25 protein-coding genes are annotated in these 19,874 nt (G+C 66.0%); 20 read left to right on the top strand and 5 right to left on the bottom strand.

The genetic code is table 11. The annotated features are described in order from the left end of the window. Together A6F65_RS00890 and pyk are read right to left on the bottom strand one after the other, a co-directional pair. Entirely contained in the window at positions 1-579 is a 579-nt protein-coding gene (locus A6F65_RS00890) for a ferric reductase-like transmembrane domain-containing protein (RefSeq protein ID WP_083989130.1), read from the bottom strand. A 1-nt stretch (position 580) separates the two neighbouring features. Continuing rightward, positions 581-2,047 carry a pyruvate kinase gene (gene pyk, locus A6F65_RS00885; protein ID WP_067784773.1) on the bottom strand — a complete coding sequence of 489 codons (1,467 nt, stop codon included), beginning with the start codon at positions 2,045-2,047 and terminating at the stop codon, positions 581-583. A 50-nt stretch (positions 2,048-2,097) separates the two neighbouring features. Here pyk and A6F65_RS00880 point away from each other — a divergent pair, with 50 nt between their 5' ends. The 3 genes from A6F65_RS00880 (at position 2,098) to A6F65_RS00870 (ending at position 3,228) form a co-directional block, all read left to right on the top strand. Then, positions 2,098-2,430 (top strand): DUF1244 domain-containing protein, encoded by a 333-nt coding sequence (locus A6F65_RS00880; protein WP_067784770.1) that lies wholly within the window; start codon positions 2,098-2,100, stop codon positions 2,428-2,430. 136 nt (positions 2,431-2,566) lie between these two features. Further along, positions 2,567-2,803, top strand: coding sequence for a DUF2312 domain-containing protein (locus A6F65_RS00875; protein WP_010233163.1), 237 nt, complete (start codon positions 2,567-2,569; stop codon positions 2,801-2,803). 107 nt (positions 2,804-2,910) lie between these two features. Further along, positions 2,911-3,228, top strand: a complete 318-nt coding sequence (locus A6F65_RS00870; protein WP_067789625.1) for a YbjQ family protein — start codon at positions 2,911-2,913, stop codon at positions 3,226-3,228. Positions 3,229-3,232: 4 nt separating this feature from the next. On the opposite strand, the gene A6F65_RS00865 is transcribed toward A6F65_RS00870, so the two are convergent. After that, a complete protein-coding gene (locus tag A6F65_RS00865; RefSeq protein WP_067784767.1) occupies positions 3,233-4,048 on the bottom strand; it encodes a CPBP family glutamic-type intramembrane protease in 816 nt (271 codons plus the stop codon). A gap of 49 nt (positions 4,049-4,097) precedes the next feature. Here A6F65_RS00865 and A6F65_RS00860 point away from each other — a divergent pair, with 49 nt between their 5' ends. From A6F65_RS00860 to A6F65_RS00830, 7 genes are all read left to right on the top strand, one after another. After that, the gene (locus tag A6F65_RS00860) at positions 4,098-4,844 is read left to right on the top strand and encodes a YebC/PmpR family DNA-binding transcriptional regulator (RefSeq protein WP_067784762.1); all 747 of its coding nucleotides are present in this window, start codon (positions 4,098-4,100) and stop codon (positions 4,842-4,844) included. Continuing rightward, positions 4,844-5,368, top strand: coding sequence for a hypothetical protein (locus A6F65_RS00855; RefSeq protein WP_067784760.1), 525 nt, complete (start codon positions 4,844-4,846; stop codon positions 5,366-5,368). Before A6F65_RS00860 ends, A6F65_RS00855 begins: the two co-directional genes overlap by 1 nt. 4 nt (positions 5,369-5,372) lie before the next feature. Further along, entirely contained in the window at positions 5,373-5,837 is a 465-nt protein-coding gene (ruvC, locus tag A6F65_RS00850) for a crossover junction endodeoxyribonuclease RuvC (RefSeq protein WP_067784757.1), read from the top strand. A gap of 92 nt (positions 5,838-5,929) precedes the next feature. Next, positions 5,930-6,274 (top strand): hypothetical protein, encoded by a 345-nt coding sequence (locus A6F65_RS00845; RefSeq protein ID WP_067784753.1) that lies wholly within the window; start codon positions 5,930-5,932, stop codon positions 6,272-6,274. 52 nt (positions 6,275-6,326) lie between these two features. Further along, entirely contained in the window at positions 6,327-6,635 is a 309-nt protein-coding gene (locus A6F65_RS00840) for an antibiotic biosynthesis monooxygenase family protein (RefSeq protein ID WP_067784750.1), read from the top strand. Between the two features lie 130 nt (positions 6,636-6,765). Beyond that, positions 6,766-7,119, top strand: coding sequence for an ArsC family reductase (locus A6F65_RS00835; RefSeq protein WP_067784747.1), 354 nt, complete (start codon positions 6,766-6,768; stop codon positions 7,117-7,119). A 47-nt stretch (positions 7,120-7,166) separates the two neighbouring features. Beyond that, the gene (locus A6F65_RS00830; RefSeq protein WP_083989556.1) at positions 7,167-8,219 is read left to right on the top strand and encodes a glycerophosphodiester phosphodiesterase family protein; all 1,053 of its coding nucleotides are present in this window, start codon (positions 7,167-7,169) and stop codon (positions 8,217-8,219) included. Here A6F65_RS00830 and ubiG read toward each other — a convergent pair. Then, positions 8,205-8,939, bottom strand: a complete 735-nt coding sequence (gene ubiG / locus A6F65_RS00825; protein WP_067784741.1) for a bifunctional 2-polyprenyl-6-hydroxyphenol methylase/3-demethylubiquinol 3-O-methyltransferase UbiG — start codon at positions 8,937-8,939, stop codon at positions 8,205-8,207. The genes A6F65_RS00830 and ubiG overlap by 15 nt on opposite strands. A 65-nt stretch (positions 8,940-9,004) precedes the next feature. Between ubiG and A6F65_RS00820 the strand changes: the two genes are divergently transcribed. Beyond that, on the top strand, positions 9,005-10,276 hold the full coding sequence (locus A6F65_RS00820) for an aspartate kinase (RefSeq protein WP_067784738.1): 1,272 nt from the start codon (positions 9,005-9,007) through the stop codon (positions 10,274-10,276). Here A6F65_RS00820 and A6F65_RS00815 read toward each other — a convergent pair. Further along, positions 10,273-11,826, bottom strand: coding sequence for a sulfatase-like hydrolase/transferase (locus A6F65_RS00815; protein ID WP_067784735.1), 1,554 nt, complete (start codon positions 11,824-11,826; stop codon positions 10,273-10,275). The genes A6F65_RS00820 and A6F65_RS00815 overlap by 4 nt on opposite strands. A gap of 82 nt (positions 11,827-11,908) precedes the next feature. On the opposite strand from A6F65_RS00815, the gene A6F65_RS00810 reads away from it, so the two are divergent. From A6F65_RS00810 to A6F65_RS00770, 9 genes are all read left to right on the top strand, one after another. Next, positions 11,909-12,919 (top strand): NAD(P)H-dependent flavin oxidoreductase, encoded by a 1,011-nt coding sequence (locus A6F65_RS00810; protein ID WP_067784732.1) that lies wholly within the window; start codon positions 11,909-11,911, stop codon positions 12,917-12,919. A gap of 86 nt (positions 12,920-13,005) precedes the next feature. Further along, positions 13,006-13,284: a PilZ domain-containing protein gene (locus A6F65_RS00805; RefSeq protein WP_169816984.1), complete on the top strand. Its 279-nt coding sequence runs from the start codon at positions 13,006-13,008 to the stop codon at positions 13,282-13,284. Positions 13,285-13,326: 42 nt separating this feature from the next. Continuing rightward, positions 13,327-14,199: a dienelactone hydrolase family protein gene (locus A6F65_RS00800; protein WP_067784726.1), complete on the top strand. Its 873-nt coding sequence runs from the start codon at positions 13,327-13,329 to the stop codon at positions 14,197-14,199. A gap of 98 nt (positions 14,200-14,297) precedes the next feature. Then, the gene (locus A6F65_RS00795; RefSeq protein ID WP_067784723.1) at positions 14,298-14,561 is read left to right on the top strand and encodes a hypothetical protein; all 264 of its coding nucleotides are present in this window, start codon (positions 14,298-14,300) and stop codon (positions 14,559-14,561) included. A gap of 66 nt (positions 14,562-14,627) precedes the next feature. Further along, positions 14,628-16,172 carry a L,D-transpeptidase family protein gene (locus tag A6F65_RS00790; protein WP_067784720.1) on the top strand — a complete coding sequence of 515 codons (1,545 nt, stop codon included), beginning with the start codon at positions 14,628-14,630 and terminating at the stop codon, positions 16,170-16,172. Positions 16,173-16,279: 107 nt separating this feature from the next. Next, positions 16,280-18,112 carry a translational GTPase TypA gene (gene typA / locus A6F65_RS00785; protein ID WP_067784717.1) on the top strand — a complete coding sequence of 611 codons (1,833 nt, stop codon included), beginning with the start codon at positions 16,280-16,282 and terminating at the stop codon, positions 18,110-18,112. An 89-nt stretch (positions 18,113-18,201) separates the two neighbouring features. Beyond that, positions 18,202-18,615 (top strand): thioredoxin family protein, encoded by a 414-nt coding sequence (locus A6F65_RS00780; RefSeq protein ID WP_169816983.1) that lies wholly within the window; start codon positions 18,202-18,204, stop codon positions 18,613-18,615. A 58-nt stretch (positions 18,616-18,673) separates the two neighbouring features. Continuing rightward, positions 18,674-19,087 (top strand): thioredoxin family protein, encoded by a 414-nt coding sequence (locus A6F65_RS00775; RefSeq protein WP_067784714.1) that lies wholly within the window; start codon positions 18,674-18,676, stop codon positions 19,085-19,087. A gap of 45 nt (positions 19,088-19,132) precedes the next feature. Next, positions 19,133-19,852 carry a cytochrome c biogenesis CcdA family protein gene (locus A6F65_RS00770; RefSeq protein ID WP_067784711.1) on the top strand — a complete coding sequence of 240 codons (720 nt, stop codon included), beginning with the start codon at positions 19,133-19,135 and terminating at the stop codon, positions 19,850-19,852. The last annotated feature ends 22 nt before the right edge of the window (positions 19,853-19,874 follow it).

Genomic DNA, 19,874 nt, shown 5'->3' with positions numbered 1-19,874 from the left:
CTACGCCTTCGACCTGGCGCGGGCCTGCAACACCACCCGCGCCAGTTCGATGGCCAGCAAGATCCCGGCATTGATCCACGCCACCAGCGGGTTGAAAGCCGACATGATCCAGTGGCTGAAAACCAGCACGGCGGCGGGGTAAACCAGCCGGTGCAGCCGCTTCCAGCCGCGCTTCAGCGCCTTCATGCTGGCATCGTTGGAGGTGATCGCCAGCGGCACGAACAGCGCAAAGCCGGCCCAGCCTGCCAGCAACCACGGCTCCCAGAACTCATCGATCCAGTATCCGCCCGGCCCCTTGCGCCACAGGTAGATGCCCAGGTGCAGCGCGGCATAGGCAAAGCTAGCAACCCCAAGATCGCGCCGCCGCTTAAGCAGCCAGCCGGTCCACGCCGCGCGCCCCGTCATAAGCCGCAGCGGCGTCACCGCCATCGCCGCCATCAGCAGCCAAGCCGCCCAGTCCCCGCTGTCGGCCACTGCATTGCCATAGCCATAGGTGTCAGGCGTCAGCCCCCAGCGCCCAAATATCCAGCCGCCGGGCAGGGCGAGGAGCAGCCAGAGAAGCGGGCGGCGCAGGCCCACCCTATTCCCCGTAATCGTCCAGCTCGTCGCCGCTCAGCGTCACCACATGCAACAGGTTCGTGGCGCCGGGCATGCCGAAGGGGACACCGGCGAGGAAGACCAGCTTCGCGCCCGCGCCGCCGAAGCCGTGGCGCAGGGCCATGCGCTTGCCCTTGGCGATCATCTCCTCGAAGCTGCCGATGTCCTTGGTCTGCACGGCATGCGCGCCCCACAGCAGGGCCATGCGGCGTGCGGTGTCGATGGACGGGGTGAGGGCGAGCAGCGGCGTGGCCGGGCGTTCGCGCGCCACGCGGCGGGCAGTGCTGCCCGAACTGGTGAAGACGCAGATCGCGTTGATCGGCAGCAGGTCCGCCGTCGTCATGCAGGCATGGCTGAGCGCGTCCGACGTGGTCGGGTGCGGCGGCGTCTCCAGCAGGCGCACGCGCTGGGTGTAAAGCTCGTCGCTTTCCACCTGCCGGGCGATGCTATCCATCATCAGCACGGCCTCTTCCGGCCATGCGCCCGCAGCGGTTTCGGCAGACAGCATCACGGCATCGGCGCCATCGTAGACGGCATTGGCCACGTCCGAAACTTCGGCGCGCGTCGGGGCCGGGCTCTCGATCATGCTTTCCAGCATTTGCGTCGCCACGATCACCGGCTTGCCGGCAAGTCGCGTGGCGTTGACGATCTTCTTCTGCAGCGGCGGGACTTCCTGCGGCTCAAGCTCCACGCCCAGGTCGCCGCGGGCCACCATCACGCCGTCGCAATGCTCGATGATGTCGTCGAGACGCTTGACCGCCTGCGGCTTCTCGATCTTGGCGCACAGAAAAGGCGCGCCCTTCGCCTTGTCGCCGATCAGCTTGCGCGCTTCGGCGAGGTCGTCCGGCCGCTGCACGAAGGACAGGGCAATCCAGTCCGCGCCCTGGTCCACGGCAAAGGCGAGGTCCTTGCGGTCCTTCTCCGTCAGCGCAGGGATGGGCACTTCGGCATCGGGCACGTTCACGCCCTTGCGGTCGGAGATCACGCCGCCGACTTCGGCCACGCAGACGATCCGGTCCTTATCGGCGCTGCGCACGCGCAGGCGGATCTTGCCATCATTGATCAGCAGGCGCTGGCCTTCTTCCAGGATGCCGAACAGCTCCTTGTGCGGCAGCTGTACGCGATTGGCGTCGCCCGGTGTCTCGTCCCGGTCCAGCGTGAATGTCGCGCCGTGCTCGATCCGCGCCTCGCCCTCGGCAAAGGTGCCCACGCGCAGCTTCGGGCCCTGAAGGTCCGCCAGGATGGCGACGGGGCGGCGGAACTCGTCCTCCAGCGCGCGGATGCGGCTGATGGTTTCGGCATGGGTCGCCTGGTCGCCATGGCTCATGTTCACGCGGAAGGCGTCTGCCCCTGCCATGAAGAGCGCGCGCAGGGTTTCCGGGTCGCGGCTGGCGGGGCCAAGCGTCGCGAGGATCTTGACCTTGCGGCCACGGGGTTCGAACGGTGTCATGGGCGCGATGCTATGGCAGCAATGTGCGACATGACAAGGACAGACGCGCGATGACTACGAATGCAACCAATCCCGGCGGCGATGCGCTGGACAGCCTGCCGGACGACGTGGCCGCCGCGGCCTTCCGCCGGCTGGTGCGCCACCTGCGCCATCGCCACGATGCCCAGAATATCGAGCTGATGGGGCTGGCGGGCTTCTGCCGAAACTGCCTGGCGGACTGGATCCGTGACGCCGGTTACGAAGGCGACAAACCCGCCGCGCGCGAGGTGATCCACGGCATGCCGGCGGAGGAGTGGAAGGCCACGCGCCAGAGCGAGGCGACACCCGAGCAGCTGGAGCGCATGCAGGCCAGCATCGCGAAGAACGCGCCCGACCTGCGCTGAGCGGCAAGGCGGTGGGCTGCGAGGCGGTGGCCGGGGAATTTCTCCACATCGCGATTCGCGCGCTTCACCCGCTCCGGTGCGCCCGCTAACCAGCGGCCAAGCGATTCTCGCACCAACTTACCGGAGCTACCCCGAAATGGCCGAAACCACCGATGACCGCCTGCGCCTGCTGATCGAACGTATCGAGCGGCTGGAAGAGGAAAAGAAGGGCATCGCCGACGATATCCGCGACGTCTATGCCGAAGCCAAGGCCGTGGGCTATGATCCCAAGATCATGCGCCAGATCGTGCGCCTGCGGAAGATGAAGCCGGACGACCGGAGCGAGCAGGAAATGATCCTGGATACCTACAAGGCCGCGCTCGGCATGGGTTGAGCCCGGGGCTTGAACACCGCGCCGCGACTGGCGTCACAAGGAGACGAGACATGGCCACCCCCTGGACTTCCGCCGAAGACGCAAGCCGCGGCGCGCGGGAGGCGGGGATGATCGTCTCCACCACCACCGCCATCGAAGGCCGCCCGGTCAAGCAGTACCTTGGCGTGGTGACGGGCGAGGTGATCGTGGGCGCGAACCTGTTCCGCGATATCTTCGCCTCCATCACCGATCTCGTCGGCGGGCGCAGCGGCAAGTACGAAGAAGTGCTCAGCCGCGCGCGCCGCGAGGCCATTGCCGAAATGAAGTCCGAAGCCATGCAGCTGGGCGGCAATGCCGTGATCGGCGTGGATATCGATTACGAGGTGCTGGGCCAGAAAGGCTCCATGCTGATGGTCAGCGTGTCCGGCACGGCCGTGCTGCTCTGACGCCTCAGGTAAAGGCCAGGATCAGCCCCACCGCCAGGCCATTGTGCATGGCGTGCAGCGTGATGCTCGACCACAGGCCGAAGGTGACGCGTGAATAGCCCCAGACCAGGCCCGCCACGGCCTGCGGCAGGACCAGCGGCAGCAGCGCCACCAGCGGCAGGTCCCCCTGCTCGTAATTGCCGATATGGATCAGCGCGAAGGCGATGACCGAAAGGGCGTAGAACCACACGAAGCCGCGCTGGTACCATCCCGGAACCTGTTTTCCGCGCAGCAGTGTGAGCGCCAAGATCACAGCCACAACCAGCACGCCCACGAAGACCAGTGTCGCCTGCGTCATCTGTTCCTCCGGCAGCGCGCCGGGGAAGCTGCTGGCCAGGAAGCCTATCATCAGCAGGCCGGAGACGAGCAGCGCGGCGGGTCGCCCGCTCAGCCAGCCGCGGAAGGACGCTTCCTCCATAAGCGGTGCCACGATGACGATGGCAAAGACGATAAGCGGTCCGAAATCGAGATCCTCCAGCGCATTGTCGGGAAACTCCACGCCCAGCGCCTCTGCCGCCAGGAAGATGAGGAGGATCGGCACCATCAGCGCGATGTCGAGGAGGAAGAGGTGCAGCGTGCGCCGGATCGCCTCGCCCTTCGCGCCCGTGGGCGGGGCAGGCTCCGTCTCGCCGGGCGCGGCATCGCCAAACACCGCGCGGTAGCCGATGTTCTCCTGCGGCAGCTGCGGGCTCTTCAGGAAGCTGAAGAAATCGCGCCAGGTCTGAGTGATACCCTGAGCAGCACTGGGCCCCCCAGCGAGGGTTGGCGAAGTCGTGTCCATCGGTCTATGGCCCCGTTAAATCCTTGAACATTCGAGTAGCAGGAAACCCATGGCAGGCCATTCCAAATTCAAGAACATCATGCACCGCAAGGGTGCGCAGGACAAAAAGCGGTCCAACCTGTTTTCCAAGCTGAGCCGCGAGATTACCGTGGCGGCAAAGATGGGCACGCCCGATCCGGACATGAACCCGCGCCTGCGGTTGGCGGTCAACACGGCCAAGGCGCAGTCCATGCCCAAGGACAATATCCAGCGCGCCATCGACAAGGCGAGCGCGCAGGACGCCGAGAATTACGAGGAAGTGCGCTACGAAGGCTATGGCCCCGGCGGCAGCGCGATCATCGTGGAAGCCCTGACCGATAACCGCAACCGCACCGCCACGGCCGTGCGCACCGCCTTCAGCAAGCATGGCGGCAATCTGGGCACGGAAGGCAGCGTGGCCCACGGTTTCGAGCGGCTGGGCCTGATCGTCTATCCCGCCGACGTGGGCAGCGAGGACAAGGTGCTGGAAGCGGCGATGGAAGCCGGCGCGGAAGATATCGCCAGCACCGATGACGGGCACGAAATCTGGACCGCGGCGGAAGACCTTCACCAGGTCGCAACCGACCTGGAAAAGGCGCTCGGCGAGGCGGAAACCGTCAAGCTGGCGTGGAAGCCGAACCTCACCGTCGACATGGACGAGAAGAACGCCGCCACCCTGCTGAAGCTGATCGACGTGCTGGACGACGATGACGACGTGCAGACCGTGTGGGGCAATTACGACATCTCCGACGAGGTGATGGAAAAGGTGGGCGGCTGATGCGTCCTGCGGCCATCCTTGCCGCGGTCCTGATGGCAATAGGCGCGCTTGCGGCGACCCCGGCCGGAGCGTCGAAGACACCGCAAGTGCTCTTCGAGTGCAAGGATGCCGACTGGTCCGTCCGGCTGCTCGGCACGGGTGACGGTAAGCTGGTCCTGATCACCAGCAGGCTGAGCGGCCCGCCCAGCACCGCCGGTGTCACTTCGAGCTGGCGGGAGGTCCGCGAAGGCCGCGTGACGGGGCAGGAAGGCGGCCACCAGTCGCATCTGCGCCTGCATGACGGATACCGCCAGATCATCCTGTTCGAGGGCAGGAGCGGGAATTTGTCCGACAATCCGGGCGAGACCCATGCGGGAGCGATGACCTTCACGCAGAGGAATCCGGCACAGGATTTGCGCGTTACATGCGAAGCGGACGAGACCAATGCTAAGCTGGTCGAAAACACGGTGAAATGGGCGGAGCAGACCGGCGGTCCCGTGCCCCAGCCCGAAGACGAGGGCGGCGAATTCGACGCCTGGTTCTGATACCGTGATTATCCTCGGCCTCGATCCTTCGCTCAGCTGCACCGGCTGGGGCGTGATCCGCAGCGAGGGGGCGCTGCTTTCGCATATCGCCAACGGCCAGGTGAAGACCGATCCCAAGGCCCCGATGGCAGAGCGGCTGCACCAGTTGCACCGCGCCATCGCCGATGTGATCGAGAGCCACGGCCCGGACCGCGCCGCCTGCGAGGAGGTATTCGTCAACAAGAATGCCCAATCCACCATCAAGCTGGCGCAGGCGCGCGGCGCAGTGATTGCCGCCTGCGGTGGGCGAAGCCTGGCCGTGAACGAACATGCCGCGCGGCTGGTGAAGAAAGCCGTGGTGGGCACGGGCGCGGCGGAGAAATCACAGGTCCAGGCCATGCTGAAGGTCCTGCTGCCGGGCGCATCCATCGCGGGCGCCGATGCAGCCGATGCGCTGGCCGTGGCCATTGCGGACGCGCATCTGGGCTGAGAGCGCACGCACGGAACGCGCGGTGTCTTTCACGCGTATAGGCTTGCAAGACGCGGAACAGGGCGTGTCGCAACCCTATCGGAGACGTTCCCATGCAAAAGACATTCATTCCCGCAATCCTGGCAAGCACGCTGGCCCTTGGCGGATGCGCCCAGCTGGGCGATCTTGGTGGCCTCGGCGGGATCCTGGGCGGCGACGACCGGGGTGACAATTACGGCTATGGCTACCAGAACAATTCGGAATTCGAGCGCGCTGCCGTGCAGGCCTGCGGGCGCGAGGCGGAACGCTATGGCCGGGTGAACATCACCTATGCCGAACAACGCTCGCGCGGCACCTACACCGTGCAGGGCCGGATCGATAACCGCGACCAGCGCCGCGACCAGTTCACCTGCGAATTCCGCGACGATGGCCGCATCGTGGATTTCAAGCTGGGCTGAGCGAACGCGCCCAGATTGACTTAACGGGGGCCGGGAGTCATTCCGGCCCTCGATGTACCTGGTGGTCTTCCGCAACCGCAAGCGCGCCGACATGGACGCCGCAGCTTACGCAGCCGACGCCGCACGCATGGCGCAGCTGGCCGCCGCGCAGCCGGGATACCTTTCCTTCAAGAGCTACACTGCCGAAGATGGCGAGACCGTCGCGATCAGCGAGTGGGCGGACGAGGAGAGCGCACGCGCCTGGGGCCGGATGGAGGAGCACCGCGGCGTGCAGGCGCGTGGGCGGGCGGAATATTACGAAAGCTATACGCTGTTTGCTGGCGAGCCGGGGCGCATCCACCGCTTTCCTACTTCCGAATGAGGTGTACAGGCGCGCCGCATGTCGCTGCCAATTCCTCTTCCTGTCCCCGTTTCGAAGCGCGCGCTTGCCCGGCAGGTTTTTCCGCCCCAGGACTGTGTAACACCTGTAACACCTTGTAGGACTTCGCCTCATGAGCACGCACATCTACGGCATCCCGAACTGCGACACCGTGAAGAAGGCCCGCAAATGGCTCGATGCGCAGGGCGTGGATTACACCTTCCATGACTACAAGAAGGAAGGGGCCGAGCGCGAGGCGCTAGAGCGCTGGTCCGACCGGGTCGGCTGGGAAGTGCTGCTGAACCGCCGCGGCACCACCTTCCGCAAGCTGCCGGACGAGCAGAAGGACGGCATCGACCGCGAGGCCGCCATCGCGCTGATGCTGGAGCATCCCAGCATGATCAAGCGCCCGGTGATGGAGCGCGACGACAGCGACCGCGTGCTGGTCGGCTTTGCGGAAAGCGAGTGGGAGAACGTGCTGTGCTGAGGGCGGTGCTGGCCCTGCTGGCCGCGCTTCTGGCGGGCGCTCCGGCCATGGCGCAGGAGGAGACCGCGATGGCGGATGCTGACATGATCGTGATTGCCCATCGCGGCGCAAGTGCAGAGCGCCCCGAACACACGCTGGAGGCCTATGCGCTCGCGATCGACCAGGGGGCCGACTACATCGAGCCGGACCTTGTGGTGACCAAGGACGGCGTGCTCGTCGCCCGCCACGAGAACGAGCTGTCGGACACGACCGATGTCGCCACGCGGCCGGAGTTCGGCGGACGGCGCACCACCAAGGTGATCGATGGCGAGGAGGTCACCGGCTGGTTCGCGGAGGACTTCACGCTGGCCGAGCTGGAGACGCTGCGCGTGCGCGAGCGCTTGCCGGAGCTGCGGCCCGGCAACACGGCCTACGACTACCTCTACCGCATACCCAGCCTGGGCGAGATCATCGCTCTGGTCAGCGCCAAGGAGGCGGAGACCGGTCGGCGCATCGGGCTCTATCCGGAACTGAAGCACCCCGCGCATCTCGAAACGCTCGGTTTCGACCCGGCGCAGATGCTGGTCGATGAGCTGGCGGGGTCGGGCTACGGCGCGGGCGATCCGGTCTTCGTGCAGAGCTTCGAGGTCGTCCCGCTAGTGCGTGTGAAGCAGGGCAGCGCCTTCCGCACGATCCAGCTGATGAGCCTGGAAGGCGGCCCGGCCGATGCGCCCGCCAATGTCACCTATGCCAAGATGATGACGCCCGAAGGGCTCGCGCAGGTTGCGCGCTACGCGGACGGGATCGGCGTGCCCATCGCCGCCGTGCTGACCGCCGATGGGGGCTCGACCGGGCTGGTGGGGGCCGCGCACGAGGCGGGCCTGCTGGTGCATGTCTGGACGCTGCGGCCCGAAAACGCCTTCCTGCCCGAGGGGCTGCAATCGGGCGAGGGACCTGCCGAGCACGGCTGCGACGATGTGCTGTTCTACGCCCTTGTGCGCGTAGGGGTGGACGGGGTGTTCGCCGACAGTCCGGCACGCACGGTGCCGCTCAAGGGCGGGAACGGCGGGCGATGCGCACGGGCATGGTTGCCCGCGACGCCGCTGTCACCGGGTGACTGACAGGATGTAATCGAGGCTGGTATCGTCCGAGACCTCGAAGCCCTTCAGCGGATTGAAGGCGATGCCCTTCATGCGCCCGGTGCGAAGGCCCGCCGCAGTCAGCAGGTCGGTCAGCTCGTCCGGCGTGATGAAATCGCCCCAGTCGTGCGTGCCGCGCGGCACCGCGCCCACCGCTTCGGCCGCGCCGGTCAGCAGCAGGCGGGACTTCACCGTGCGGTTGGGGGTGGAGAGCACCATCAGCCCGCCATCGGCCAGCCGCGCGGCAAGCTGCGCGATGAAGGCGGGCTTATCGGCCACATGCTCGATCACCTCCAGGCAGGTGACGAGGTCGAATGTGCCAAGGCCCAGCTCGCCAAGTTCGCCGTGGCGGTAATCCACGGACAGGCCCATGCCTTCTGCGTGAAGCCGCGCCACCGCCACGTTCTCGGCCGCCGCGTCCACGCCGGTGACCTCGGCGCCAAGGCGTGCCAGCGGTTCTGCCAGCAGCCCAGCGCCGCAGCCGACATCCAGCGCGGTCTTGCCCGCCAGCGGCTGCGCGGCCTCGATGTCGCCGCCCCAGTGCATGTCCACCGCATCGCGGATGAAGGCCAGCCGGACCGGGTTCAGCCGGTGAAGCATGGCCGATGTGCCCTTCGGGTCCCACCAGTCCTGCGCCAGCGCGCCGAAGTGTTCGGCTTCGGACGGGCGGATGGTTGCAGGTGTTACAGTTGCATCGGACATTCGCGCACACTAACAGCGCGGCTTCGCGCTATCCAGCGCTTTGGCCAGCCATCTGAGGGGGCGACGTGGCACGTATCGTGATGAAATTCGGCGGAACCTCCATGGCGGGGACCGAGCGGATTCGCCGCGTGGCGGGCATCGTGCGCAAGCAGCAGGCCGCCGGACACGAGGTTGCCGTGGTGGTCAGCGCCATGGCCGGCGAAACGGACCGGCTGGTCAACTTCTGCCGCGAGGCGAACCCGCTTTACGATCCCGCCGAATACGATGTGGTGGTGGCAAGCGGCGAACAGGTCACGGCCGGACTGCTGGCCCTGACGCTGCAATCCATGGGCTGCGAGGCGCGCAGCTGGCTCGGCTGGCAGATCCCGGTGCGCACGATGGACGCTTATGCCAAGGCGCGCGTGAACCTGATCGATGGCGATGCCTTGTCGGCCGCCATGGCCGCCGGCCAGATCGCCGTCATTCCCGGCTTCCAGGGCGTGTCCGAAGAAGGGCGCATCACCACCATGGGCCGCGGCGGATCGGACACCAGCGCCGTGGCCGTGGCCGCTGCGCTGAAGGCCGACCGGTGCGACATCTACACCGATGTGGACGGGGTCTACACCACGGACCCGCGCATCGTGGCCCGCGCGCGCAAGCAGAAATACGTCACATACGAAGAAATGCTGGAGCTCGCCTCGGTCGGCGCAAAAGTCCTGCAGACCCGCTCCGTCAGCCTTGCGATGAAGGAGAACGTGCGGGTCCAGGTGCTCAGCAGCTTCATCGATGACGATGCCCCGCCGGCGGACGAACTGCCCGGCACCATGATCGTCTCCGACGAGGAGATGGAACAGATAATCAAGGATACCGACATGGAACGCCAGCTCGTGACCGGCATCGCGCATGACAAGAACGAGGCGCGCGTCGTCCTCACCCGCGTGCCGGACAAGCCCGGCGCCGTCACCGCCATCTTCACGCCGCTGGCCGATGCAAGCATTAACGTGGACATGATCATCCAGAACGTGGGCCGCGAAAAGGGTGAGACGGATGTGACCTTCACCGTCCCCCAGGCCGACCTTGCACGCGCTCAGGCACTGCTGGAAGACCGCCAGGATGAGATCGGCTACAACCGGATCATCACCGATGCGAAGGTCGCCAAGATCAGCGTCGTGGGCGTTGGCATGAAGAGCCATGCAGGCGTTGCCGCCACCATGTTCAAGGCGCTGTCCGACCGCGGCATCAACGTGCAGGCGATCTCGACCTCCGAAATCAAGGTCAGCGTGCTGATCGACGAGGACGAGACCGAGCTGGCCGTGCGCGTTCTTCACACCGCATACGGTCTGGACGACGAGGGCTAGAACTCCGGCGTCTCGCTGACGGTGACTTCGACGCGGTCGCCTGCGCCAAGCGGGACGACACCGCGCCCGAAACGCACGTAGCGCCGCGGGCCGCGCGTCAGGCCATTGTCATAGGCCGCTTCCGCCGCCGTGCGGTCATAGCCCATCCACACCAGCGTTTCCGGGAACAGCTGGCTGAGCGAATGCCCTTCGCGCGGCGAATCGTCGTATACTGCCGAGCGCTCTGGCGAGAGGAAGGCCAGCAGCGGCACTTCATATTCCGTGCGCACTCCGTCACGGCTGCAATGCGGCAGGGTATCGGGCGCGATGTTCTGTCCGTGGTCGGAAGTGTAGGCGATGGCGACATCCGCCCGGTCGACACCTTCCAGGAGCGTTTCGAAGAAGTCGCGCTTCGAATAGGTCAGGGCCGCGCGATATTGCTCGGCTGGCGGCGCATCGGTGGGAACCGTGCCGACCGGGAAGTGGTCGCGGTACTGGAAATGCACGCCGCGCAGGACGACGAAGGTGAAGCTGCGCTCACCGGACTTGAGCTGCCCGTTCAGCCAGCCCGCAACCCGGCGATCGGTGTCCATGTCGCCCGCCATGTTGAGCGTCTCGTCCACCAGCGCCAGCTCCGGCAGCAGCAGCAGGTTCTGCGGCGGGCCATCGACCTGCGCCTCGACCAGCAGCGTGCGGTAGCCCGCCTTCTTCGCGTAAGCCCAGATGGAGGGCGTGGCGCGCAAATCCATCTCCGGTCCCGCACGGTCCACCGCCACGCCGGAGCGCAGCGCCACATTGGCGGGCGCGCTGCAATTGCCCATCGCCCATGCCCGGCCGAAATCGACCGGCTGAAGAGCGGCGAGGCGCGGTGCGATGAGCCGGGCGAAGGGATCGTAAGCGATGCTCTCGTCCACGATCCACACGACATGGCGCGGCGTTCCGGCCGTGTCCGGCGCGATGCTGACGGCTGCGCGCGCCGGGGGAGGCTCGGCAGCGGCGACACGCAGGGCGAGCGAATAGACATTGCGCTCTGCCGCCCCTGCCGCCGGAAGCCAGATCAGGCCAAGCAGCGTGGGCAGGGCCAGAGCGAAAAGCCCCAAGGCCAGCGCGCCCTTGCGCGGTGCCAGCACCTTGCGCGCGGCCCAGAACAGGCCGGTTGCCACTACGGCCTGCGCCAGCGCCAGCACCAGCGGGCCGAAGAACTCGCCCATCGCGGGCCCCGCCTGACGCGTCTCGGCCAGCAGCCATGCAAGCTTGCCCGCATCCAGCGTGTCCGCAACCGTCATTCCGAAGCCGAGATTGACCAGCACGGATACGAAGGCCAGCGCCAGCGCCGCTGTCATCCAGCGCGTAGGCAGCAGCCACAATGCCGCCAGCAGCGCCGCGCCCTGCAGCGCCAGCCAGCCGAAATTCGCTGCCGCGCTGGCCATGTCGCCCGCGGCCCAGCGGTACAGCACGCCGTGCGTCAGCTGGTAGCGATTGGCCACGGCATAGCCCGCCGCGAACAGCGCCAGCGCCAGCAGCACGCGCCAGAGCGGCAAGCGCCGCTGCATGGTTTCCGCATCGTTCATCACATGCGCGCCCTATCGCAGCGCTATTGATAAAGGTTTGACGCGCTTGCCCGCCGCTCGCGCCCGCCCTAACGCTGCGCGCATGACAGACTATGCAAAGACGCGCGGCCTGATGGCACGCGGGGCCGAATTCCTGGGCAGCGAATATGCGATCATGTGCGGGGCGATGAGCTGGGTTTCCGAGCGCAACCTCGTATCCGCCATGTCCAATGCCGGCGGCTTCGGCGTGATCGCATGCGGTGCGATGACGCCGGACCTGCTCGACACGGAAATTGCCGAGACGCGCAAGCTGACGGACAAGCCCTTCGGCGTGAACCTGATCACCATGCACCCGCAGCTGATGGAGCTGATCGAGGTTTGCGGGAAACACGGCGTGACGCATGTCGTGCTGGCAGGCGGCATCCCGCCCAAGGGCAGCGTCGAGGCCATCAAGGGCCATGGCGCGAAGGTCATCGTCTTCGCACCCACGCTGGCGCTGGCCAAGAAGCTGCTGCGCAGTGGCGGCGATGCACTGGTGATCGAAGGCATGGAGGCAGGCGGCCATATCGGGCCCGTGTCCACCAGCGTGCTGGCGCAGGAATTCCTGCCCGCCCTGTCCGAAGATCACCTCGTATTCGTCGCTGGCGGCATTGGCCGGGGCGAGGCGATGGCCGGCTATTTGGAAATGGGCGCGGTAGGCGTGCAGCTGGGCACGCGCTTCGCATGCGCGACGGAAAGCATCGCCCATCCGGACTTCAAGAAGGCGTTCTTCCGCGCCAATGCCCGCGATGCGGTTGCATCCGTGCAGGTCGATGCGCGCCTGCCGGTGATCCCGGTGCGCGCGCTGAAGAACAAAGGTACGGAAGAATTCACCGCCAAGCAGCGCGAGGTAGCCGGCGTGCTCGACCGCGAGGAAATCGCCATGGCCGAGGCGCAGCTGCAGATCGAACATTACTGGGCCGGTGCCCTGCGCCGCGCGGTCATCGATGGCGACGTCGAAAACGGCAGCCTGATGGCCGGCCAGAGCGTGGGCATGGTGAAGGAAGAAGAGCCCGTGGCTGACATCATCGCCGCCCTGATGGCCGAGAGCGAAGCCGCCCTGACGCGGCGGTAAACGCCGACTGACCGGTTAACGCCGCGCCCACGATCCGTTAACCAAACAGGCGTAACGATGGTCCTCCAGCTTCGATGGAGGGCCCCATGGCCACGCAACCTGTCCCGCTTTGCCCCGCCGATATCGGCGCGCTGTGCGATGTGCGCGGTGGCCGTTTCGAAGTCGCGCTGTCGAGCCTCTCCAGCGGGGCCTGCGAGATCGAGGACTGCCCCGATTGTGCAGATGGCGATTTCGTCCACCTGCGTATCGACGGGCGGATCGACATCAACGGCACGATCGCCTGGCGCCGCGGCCAGCGGGCCGGGGTCCGCTTTCACGGCCAGATCCATCCGGTCGTAATCCAGCAGCTTTCCGGCACCGCCTGAGATTTCATGCGTTGAGCCTCCAGCAACGGAGGATCAGCGACTATGTGTGACCAGGACCAGATGGCGGCGATGGGCCGCGTGAACCGCAGGCAATTCGGGGCCATCGGCCTTGCAGGCGGCGCGGCAGCCGGGCTTTCGGCCTGCACCACAATGGACACGGCAACCTCCTCCAGCCTGACCGAGCGGCAGGTGACATTCGATGCGCCCGGCGGCCGGATGGATGGCTATTTCGTCCATCCGCGCGACGGGGCGCATCCCGGCGTGATCCTGTGGCCCGATATTGCCGGCATCCGCGAGGCAAAGCGCGCCATGGCCCGCAGGCTGGCGGGCGAGGGCTATGCCGTCTTTGTCGCCAACCCCTATTACCGCAGCGTCGTTGGCGAGCAGTTCGCAGATTTCGAGACGTTCCGCGCGGCCGACGGCTTCCAGAAGGTCGCCCCCTGGCGCGAGAAGAACACGCCGGAAGCGGTCATGGCCACGGCGCGTGCGGTGGTCGACTGGCTGGACGATCAGGAACGCGTCGATTTCGGCAAGGGCATCGCCAACCAGGGCTATTGCATGACTGGCAGCTGGACGGTGTTCACCGCCGCCGCCCGGCCGGACCGCGTGCGTGCAGCCGCCAGCTTCCACGGCGGCGGATTGGTGGTGGACGGCGCGATGAGCCCGCACCGCCTCCTTTCGAAGACCGATCCGGCAGCGCATTTCCAGATCGCGATTGCCCAGGATGACGACGCCAAGGCGCCCGATCACGACAATATCCTGCAGCAAAGCCTGACCGGCGCGCCGCGCATGGGCGAAGTGGAGGTCTTTCCCGCCAACCACGGCTGGACCGTGCTGGACAGCCCGGCATACGACCGCGCCGCCGCAGAGCGCGCGTGGGGCCGCATGCTGGCGATTTACCAACGGTCGCTCTGACCCGAAGCGGGACAGGACTTTTGCCTTGGGAACCGGCATGTTGGCAAAAGGTTAACAGAGGCGAATACCGGGGTTCCATCAATCGTAGGGGAATACGCATGAAACTGAAGATCGCTGCCATCGCCGCACTCGCTGCAACCGGGCTTTCGGGCTGCATGAGCTATGACGAAGCCGATGAGGTCGTCGTGAGCCAGCCGCCGATGGGCCCCGGGGCCATTGCCGGCACCGTCGCGGCAGACCGCGATGGCGACGGTGTCGTCGACGGCTATTACCGCGATGGCTATTACTACGCATTCGAAGCGCCGCCCTGCCCGGTGACGGAGCCGGCCTATGTTCCCGCTCCTTCCGGGGAACGCGGTTAATCACACGCCCATTGCGGGTGCGGTAGGGGTGCCGCACCCGCAACGACGGGTTTTATACGGGATCGCATGATGCATCGCCTCGCCTCCGCCATTGCTGCATCGTTTGCCGCGCTCGCCGTGCCCGGTCCCGCTGCGCTTGCCGCGCAGGTGCCGACGGACCTGCTGCCGACCAGCGCGAACCAGGGTGAGATCGCCCGCATCCTTGCCGACAAGGCAGGCGGGGACCTGCGCGATTTCTATAGCAGGCGCGGATACTGGCCGCTCTGGATAGAGAATGGACAGCTTTCGCAGGCCGCTTACCAGCTCGTCCCGATGCTGGAGACGGCTCAGCTCGACGGGCTGCGCGCGCGCGATTACGATGCCGAGGAGCTGACGCGCCTGGCTGCGCAGGCCCGCTCCGGCGATCCGGCGGCGCTGGCCAAGGCGGAACTGGCATTCTCCCGCGCCTTTGCCCGCTATGTCACGGACCTGCGGCAGCCTTCGGTGGAGATGAATTACTTCTCCGAACTGGCAAAGCCGCAGACCGGCGATGCTTCCGAGATCCTGCGCCGCGCTGCGCTGTCCACCGACTTTACCGGCTACATCGCCCGCATGGGCTGGATGAGCCCGCATTACGTGCGCTTGCGTGCGGCACTGGCGGAAGGCTCCGGCGATGTGGCGCTGCCGGTCGTTTCGCACGGGCCGACCTTGCGGCAAGGGGACCGGGGCCTTCGCGTAGTGCAGCTGCGCCGCCGCCTCGGCCTGCTGGAATCCGACATTTTCGACGGCGTGCTGTATCACGCGGTTCAGGACTTCCAGCGCCAGCGCGGCCTGACGCCCGATGGTGTGGTCGGGCCGCAGACGGTCTCGGCCATGAATCACAGGCGCGGGCATGACACCGCCGCGCTCCAACGCAACATACAGCGCCTGCGCGCCTTGCCTGGCCCTTATGAAAAGCACGTAGTGGTGAATGCGGCGACGCAGGAACTGGTGTATTATGACGAGGGGCGCGAGCAGGGCCGGATGAAGGTGGTTGTTGGCACACCCGACACGCCCACGCCCATGATGGCTGGCGTGCTCGCCTATGCCACGCTCAACCCGTATTGGAACGTGCCCGTCAGCCTCGTGCAGAAGCGCATCGCGCCCGCCGTGGCGCGCGGCAATTCGCTCGATGCCATGGGTTACGAGGTGCTTTCCGACTGGACGGCCGACGCCCAGGTGCTCGACTGGCGCTCGGTGGACTGGAAGGCCGCAGCACGCGGCGAAACGCAATTGCGCGTGCGCGAGCTGCCGGGGAGCGGCAACGCCATGGGGGACGTGAAATTCATGTTCCCCAATGACATGGGCATCTTCCTGCACGATACCGATGGCAAGCACCTGTTCCGCAAGCGCGACCGCTTCTTCAGCAATGGCTGCGTCCGGCTGGAGGCTCCGCGCGAGCTTGGCGCCTTCCTGTTTGGCAAGCCGATGCCCGCCCCGTCCAGCGACCAGCCGGAACAGCATGTCCCGCTGCCCCGGCCCGTGCCGGTGTTCATCACATACCTGACTGCAGAGCCCGCTGGCGACGGCGGCATTGCTTATCATGATGACCGCTATGGCTGGGATCGCGGGCCGTTGATGGCCCGCCGCTGACGCAGGTTATCGCAGGGAAGGGCCGCTGCGGCGCGCGCGCACTTGTTGCAGCGCAACATATGGTCTAGGGGCGCGCCAGCTAATTTCCGCTTCCCGAAAGAATCGATATGTCCCTTCGCAACGTGGCGATCATCGCCCACGTCGACCACGGCAAGACAACGCTCGTCGACCAGCTTTTCCGCCAGTCCGGCACCTTCCGTGAAAACCAGCGCGTGGAAGAACGCGCAATGGATTCCGGCGACCTGGAAAAGGAACGCGGGATCACCATCCTTGCGAAGCCGACCAGCATCGAATGGGCACCCGAAGGCGGCAAGGAAAACTACCGCATCAACATCGTCGATACGCCCGGCCATGCCGACTTCGGCGCCGAGGTGGAGCGCATCCTGTCCATGGTGGACGGCGTGATCCTGCTGGTCGACGCTGCCGAAGGCCCGATGCCGCAGACCAAGTTCGTCACCGGCAAGGCGCTGGGCCTGGGCCTGCGCCCGATCGTGGTCGTCAACAAGATCGACCGTCCCGACGGCCGTGCCAGCGAAGTGCTGGACGAAGTCTTCGACCTGTTCGTGAACCTCGACGCCAATGACGAGCAGCTCGATTTCCCCGTGCTCTACGCGTCGGGCCGAGCCGGCTATGCCAGCGAAGACATGGAGGCGCGCGATGGCGACCTGACGCCGCTGTTCAAGGCCATCGTCAGCCATGTGCCGGAACCCGACCTCGATCCCGATGCCGATTTCGCCATGCTGGCCACCCTGCTGGACCGCGACAATTTCCTCGGCCGTATCCTGACCGGCCGCGTCGAAAGCGGCCGCCTGGAAACCGGCATGCCGATCAAGGCGATGGACGTGAACGGCAACCTCGTCGAAGCGGGCCGCGCCACCAAGGTGTTTGCCTATAACGGCCTGGAACGCGAGCCGGTGCTGCACGCCAAGGCGGGTGACATCGTGGCCATCGCCGGCCTGACGGAAGCGACGGTTTCCAACACCATCTGCCACCCGAATGTGACCGCGCCGATCCACGCGCAGGAAATCGATCCGCCCACGCTCTCCATGACGTTCAGCGTCAATGACAGCCCCTATGCCGGCCGCGAAGGCGACAAGGTGCAGAGCCGTGTCATCCGTGACCGGCTGGAGCGCGAGGCCGAAACCAATGTCGCCATCCGCGTCACCGAAAGCGCCGAACGCGACGCTTTCGAAGTCGCTGGCCGCGGCGAATTGCAGCTCGGCGTGCTGATCGAGAACATGCGCCGCGAAGGCTTCGAGCTTTCCATCAGCCGCCCGCGCGTGCTGTTCCGCGAGGAAAATGGCGAGCGCATGGAGCCTTACGAGACTGTCGTCGTCGACGTGGACGACGAATTCTCCGGAACGGTTGTCGAGAAGATGGCGCTGCGCAAGGCAGAGATGACCGACATGCGCCCCAGCGGCGGCGGCAAGACGCGCCTGACCTTCAGCGCGCCCAGCCGCGGCCTGATCGGCTATCACGGCGAGTTCCTGTCCGACACGCGCGGCACTGGCATCATGAACCGGCTGTTCGAGAAGTACGGCCCCTACAAGGGCAAGATCGAAGGCCGCCAGAACGGCGTGCTCATCTCCATGGAGCAGGGCGAGGCCATGGCCTATGCGCTCAACACCATCGAGGAGCGCGGCGTCCTGTTCATCGGTGCGAACGAGAAGCTGTACCAGGGCATGATCATCGGCGAGAATGCCAAGCCGCAGGATCTGGAAGTCAATCCCCTCAAGTCCAAGCAGCTGACCAACTTCCGCGCCAGCGGCAAGGATGAAGGCATCCGCCTGACCCCGCCGCGCAAGATGACGCTGGAACAGGCCATCGCCTACATCCAGCCGGACGAGCTGGTGGAAGTGACACCCAAGTCCATCCGCCTGCGCAAGCGCCACCTCGACCCGCACGAGCGCAAGCGCGCATCGCGCAAAGCGGAAGACTGAGTTTTTTGAAAATAATGCGGGCGGGGATGTAACCACATTCCCGCCCGCTGCGAATGCTTCCTGAACCCGTTTACTTTCAGGAACGCATCATGTCCCGTATCTTTCTCGCCCTGACAATTCTGGCAGGCGCTGCCTTCCTGGTCCTCTCCGCATGGATTGCTCCTGCAGAGGCGCGGGAGGTTTCCGGCTGGAAGGCCTATTCGCCGGCATCGTTCGAGACGTTGAGAGCGTCCGGCCGGCCCATCGTGGTTGATGTCCACGCTTCGTGGTGCCCCACCTGCCGTGTGCAGGCCGGGATCCTCGATCGTTACCGCAAGAGCGATGCGTTTGGCGATGTTGCCTTCGTGCGGGTCGATTACGACAACGACCGCCAGTTTCTGAAAGACTTTCGCATACCGCGCCAATCCACCATCCTGGTGTTCAAGGGTGGCCGCGAAGTGGGCCGCTCCGTAGCGGAAACCAATCCCGAAAAACTTGGCGCCTTGCTGAAGCGCGCTTTGTAACCCGCGCTCACCGAGAATTAGCCAGACACTACAACAAAAACACACGCAGGAGCCTTCTATGACCCGCATTATCCTTATCATCCTTGCACTGGCAGGCGCAGCTGCCATCGCCTGGTACGCGCTGACGCCCAAGTTCGATGACGAACCGGCCACGAACTGGCCCGGCTATGAAGCTGCGCAATTCGATGCGCTGCAGGCAGACGGCGAGCCCATCGTGGTGGACGTCTACGCGCCGTGGTGCCCCACGTGCCGCAGCCAGGAACCGATCCTGGAAGGCTTCCGCACCGATCCCAAGTTCGAAGGCGTGAACTTCGTGCGCGTCGATTACGACAACGATGCGCAGTTCCTCGAAACCCATGCCATCCCGCGCCAGTCCACCGTCCTGGTATTCAAGGACGGCAAGGAAGTCGCCCGCTCGGTTGCTGAAACCGATCCGGCCAAGCTGGAAGCGCTGGTCAGCCAGGCGCTGTAAGGCGCCGCTCCCACATCTTCCAACGCAGCGCAGGGGTTTCACGCGATGACCGCCAGCTACCTGCTCGCCTTGCTGGCGGGCGCGATCACCATACTGAACCCCTGCGTCCTGCCCCTGATGCCCGTGATTGTCGGGTCATCGCTGGGCAAGAGCCGCTACGGGCCGCTCGCCCTGGCGCTGGGCCTCGTCCTGTCCTTCACCGTCTTTGGCTTCGCTGTCCTCGCCTTTGGCCACGCCATCGGTCTCGACGCGCGCAGCCTGCGGGTCGTGGCGGGCGTGCTGCTGGCGCTGGCCGGTGTCGTGCTGCTGGTGCCGCCGCTGCAGGCAAAGCTCAGCCAATGGGGCGCGCCGCTGGCCAATGTCGGCAACCGCATGCTGGGCCGTGTGGGCGGAGACGGCGCGGGCGGGCAATTCCTCGTCGGCACGCTGCTCGGCATCGTGTGGGCACCCTGCGTCGGCCCCACGCTGGGCGCAGCCATCGGCGCTGCCAGCGCGGGTGAGAACCTGGCGCAGAGCTTCGCGACTTTCGCCTTCTTCGGCGTAGGTGTCGCAGGCAGCATCCTCGCCTTCGCTTACGGCTCGCGCGCTGCCATGCGTGACCGGGTGAAGGGTACGGCGGCCATCGCGAAATATGCCAAGCCGGTGTTCGGCGTGATCCTGTTTGGCGTGGGCCTTGCGGTCCTGACAGGCGCGGACAAGCTGCTGGAGGCCGCCATCCTCGACCTGCTTCCGCAATCGCTGGTGGACTTTACCACCCGCTACTGAGCGCCGCCCCGCCGCCGGACCA

Origin of the sequence: Paraurantiacibacter namhicola, from assembly GCF_001687545.1 — a bacterium.
GTDB classification, from domain to species: Bacteria; Pseudomonadota; Alphaproteobacteria; order Sphingomonadales; family Sphingomonadaceae; genus Paraurantiacibacter; species Paraurantiacibacter namhicola.
The sequence above is the reverse complement of the archived record's forward strand: the minus strand, read 5'-3'. Positions and strand labels throughout refer to the sequence as shown.

Bases quoted from the DNA above. Each gene is read 5' to 3' on its own strand.
- A6F65_RS00840 (WP_067784750.1), top strand. From the start codon at position 6,327: ATGTACCTGGTGGTCTTCCGCAACCGCAAGCGCGCCGACATGGACGCC.
- A6F65_RS00875 (WP_010233163.1), top strand. From the start codon at position 2,567: ATGGCCGAAACCACCGATGACCGCCTGCGCCTGCTGATCGAACGTATC.
- A6F65_RS00790 (WP_067784720.1), top strand. From the start codon at position 14,628: ATGATGCATCGCCTCGCCTCCGCCATTGCTGCATCGTTTGCCGCGCTC.
- A6F65_RS00880 (WP_067784770.1), top strand. From the start codon at position 2,098: ATGACTACGAATGCAACCAATCCCGGCGGCGATGCGCTGGACAGCCTG.
- A6F65_RS00795 (WP_067784723.1), top strand. From the start codon at position 14,298: ATGAAACTGAAGATCGCTGCCATCGCCGCACTCGCTGCAACCGGGCTT.
- A6F65_RS00780 (WP_169816983.1), top strand. From the start codon at position 18,202: ATGTCCCGTATCTTTCTCGCCCTGACAATTCTGGCAGGCGCTGCCTTC.
- A6F65_RS00860 (WP_067784762.1), top strand. From the start codon at position 4,098: ATGGCAGGCCATTCCAAATTCAAGAACATCATGCACCGCAAGGGTGCG.
- A6F65_RS00830 (WP_083989556.1), top strand. From the start codon at position 7,167: ATGGCGCAGGAGGAGACCGCGATGGCGGATGCTGACATGATCGTGATT.
- A6F65_RS00865 (WP_067784767.1), bottom strand. From the start codon at position 4,048: ATGGACACGACTTCGCCAACCCTCGCTGGGGGGCCCAGTGCTGCTCAG.
- A6F65_RS00770 (WP_067784711.1), top strand. From the start codon at position 19,133: ATGACCGCCAGCTACCTGCTCGCCTTGCTGGCGGGCGCGATCACCATA.
- A6F65_RS00835 (WP_067784747.1), top strand. From the start codon at position 6,766: ATGAGCACGCACATCTACGGCATCCCGAACTGCGACACCGTGAAGAAG.
- A6F65_RS00810 (WP_067784732.1), top strand. From the start codon at position 11,909: ATGACAGACTATGCAAAGACGCGCGGCCTGATGGCACGCGGGGCCGAA.
- A6F65_RS00800 (WP_067784726.1), top strand. From the start codon at position 13,327: ATGTGTGACCAGGACCAGATGGCGGCGATGGGCCGCGTGAACCGCAGG.
- A6F65_RS00815 (WP_067784735.1), bottom strand. From the start codon at position 11,826: ATGAACGATGCGGAAACCATGCAGCGGCGCTTGCCGCTCTGGCGCGTG.
- A6F65_RS00775 (WP_067784714.1), top strand. From the start codon at position 18,674: ATGACCCGCATTATCCTTATCATCCTTGCACTGGCAGGCGCAGCTGCC.
- A6F65_RS00845 (WP_067784753.1), top strand. From the start codon at position 5,930: ATGCAAAAGACATTCATTCCCGCAATCCTGGCAAGCACGCTGGCCCTT.
- A6F65_RS00805 (WP_169816984.1), top strand. From the start codon at position 13,006: ATGGCCACGCAACCTGTCCCGCTTTGCCCCGCCGATATCGGCGCGCTG.
- ubiG (WP_067784741.1), bottom strand. From the start codon at position 8,939: ATGTCCGATGCAACTGTAACACCTGCAACCATCCGCCCGTCCGAAGCC.
- pyk (WP_067784773.1), bottom strand. From the start codon at position 2,047: ATGACACCGTTCGAACCCCGTGGCCGCAAGGTCAAGATCCTCGCGACG.
- typA (WP_067784717.1), top strand. From the start codon at position 16,280: ATGTCCCTTCGCAACGTGGCGATCATCGCCCACGTCGACCACGGCAAG.
- A6F65_RS00855 (WP_067784760.1), top strand. From the start codon at position 4,844: ATGCGTCCTGCGGCCATCCTTGCCGCGGTCCTGATGGCAATAGGCGCG.
- A6F65_RS00870 (WP_067789625.1), top strand. From the start codon at position 2,911: ATGATCGTCTCCACCACCACCGCCATCGAAGGCCGCCCGGTCAAGCAG.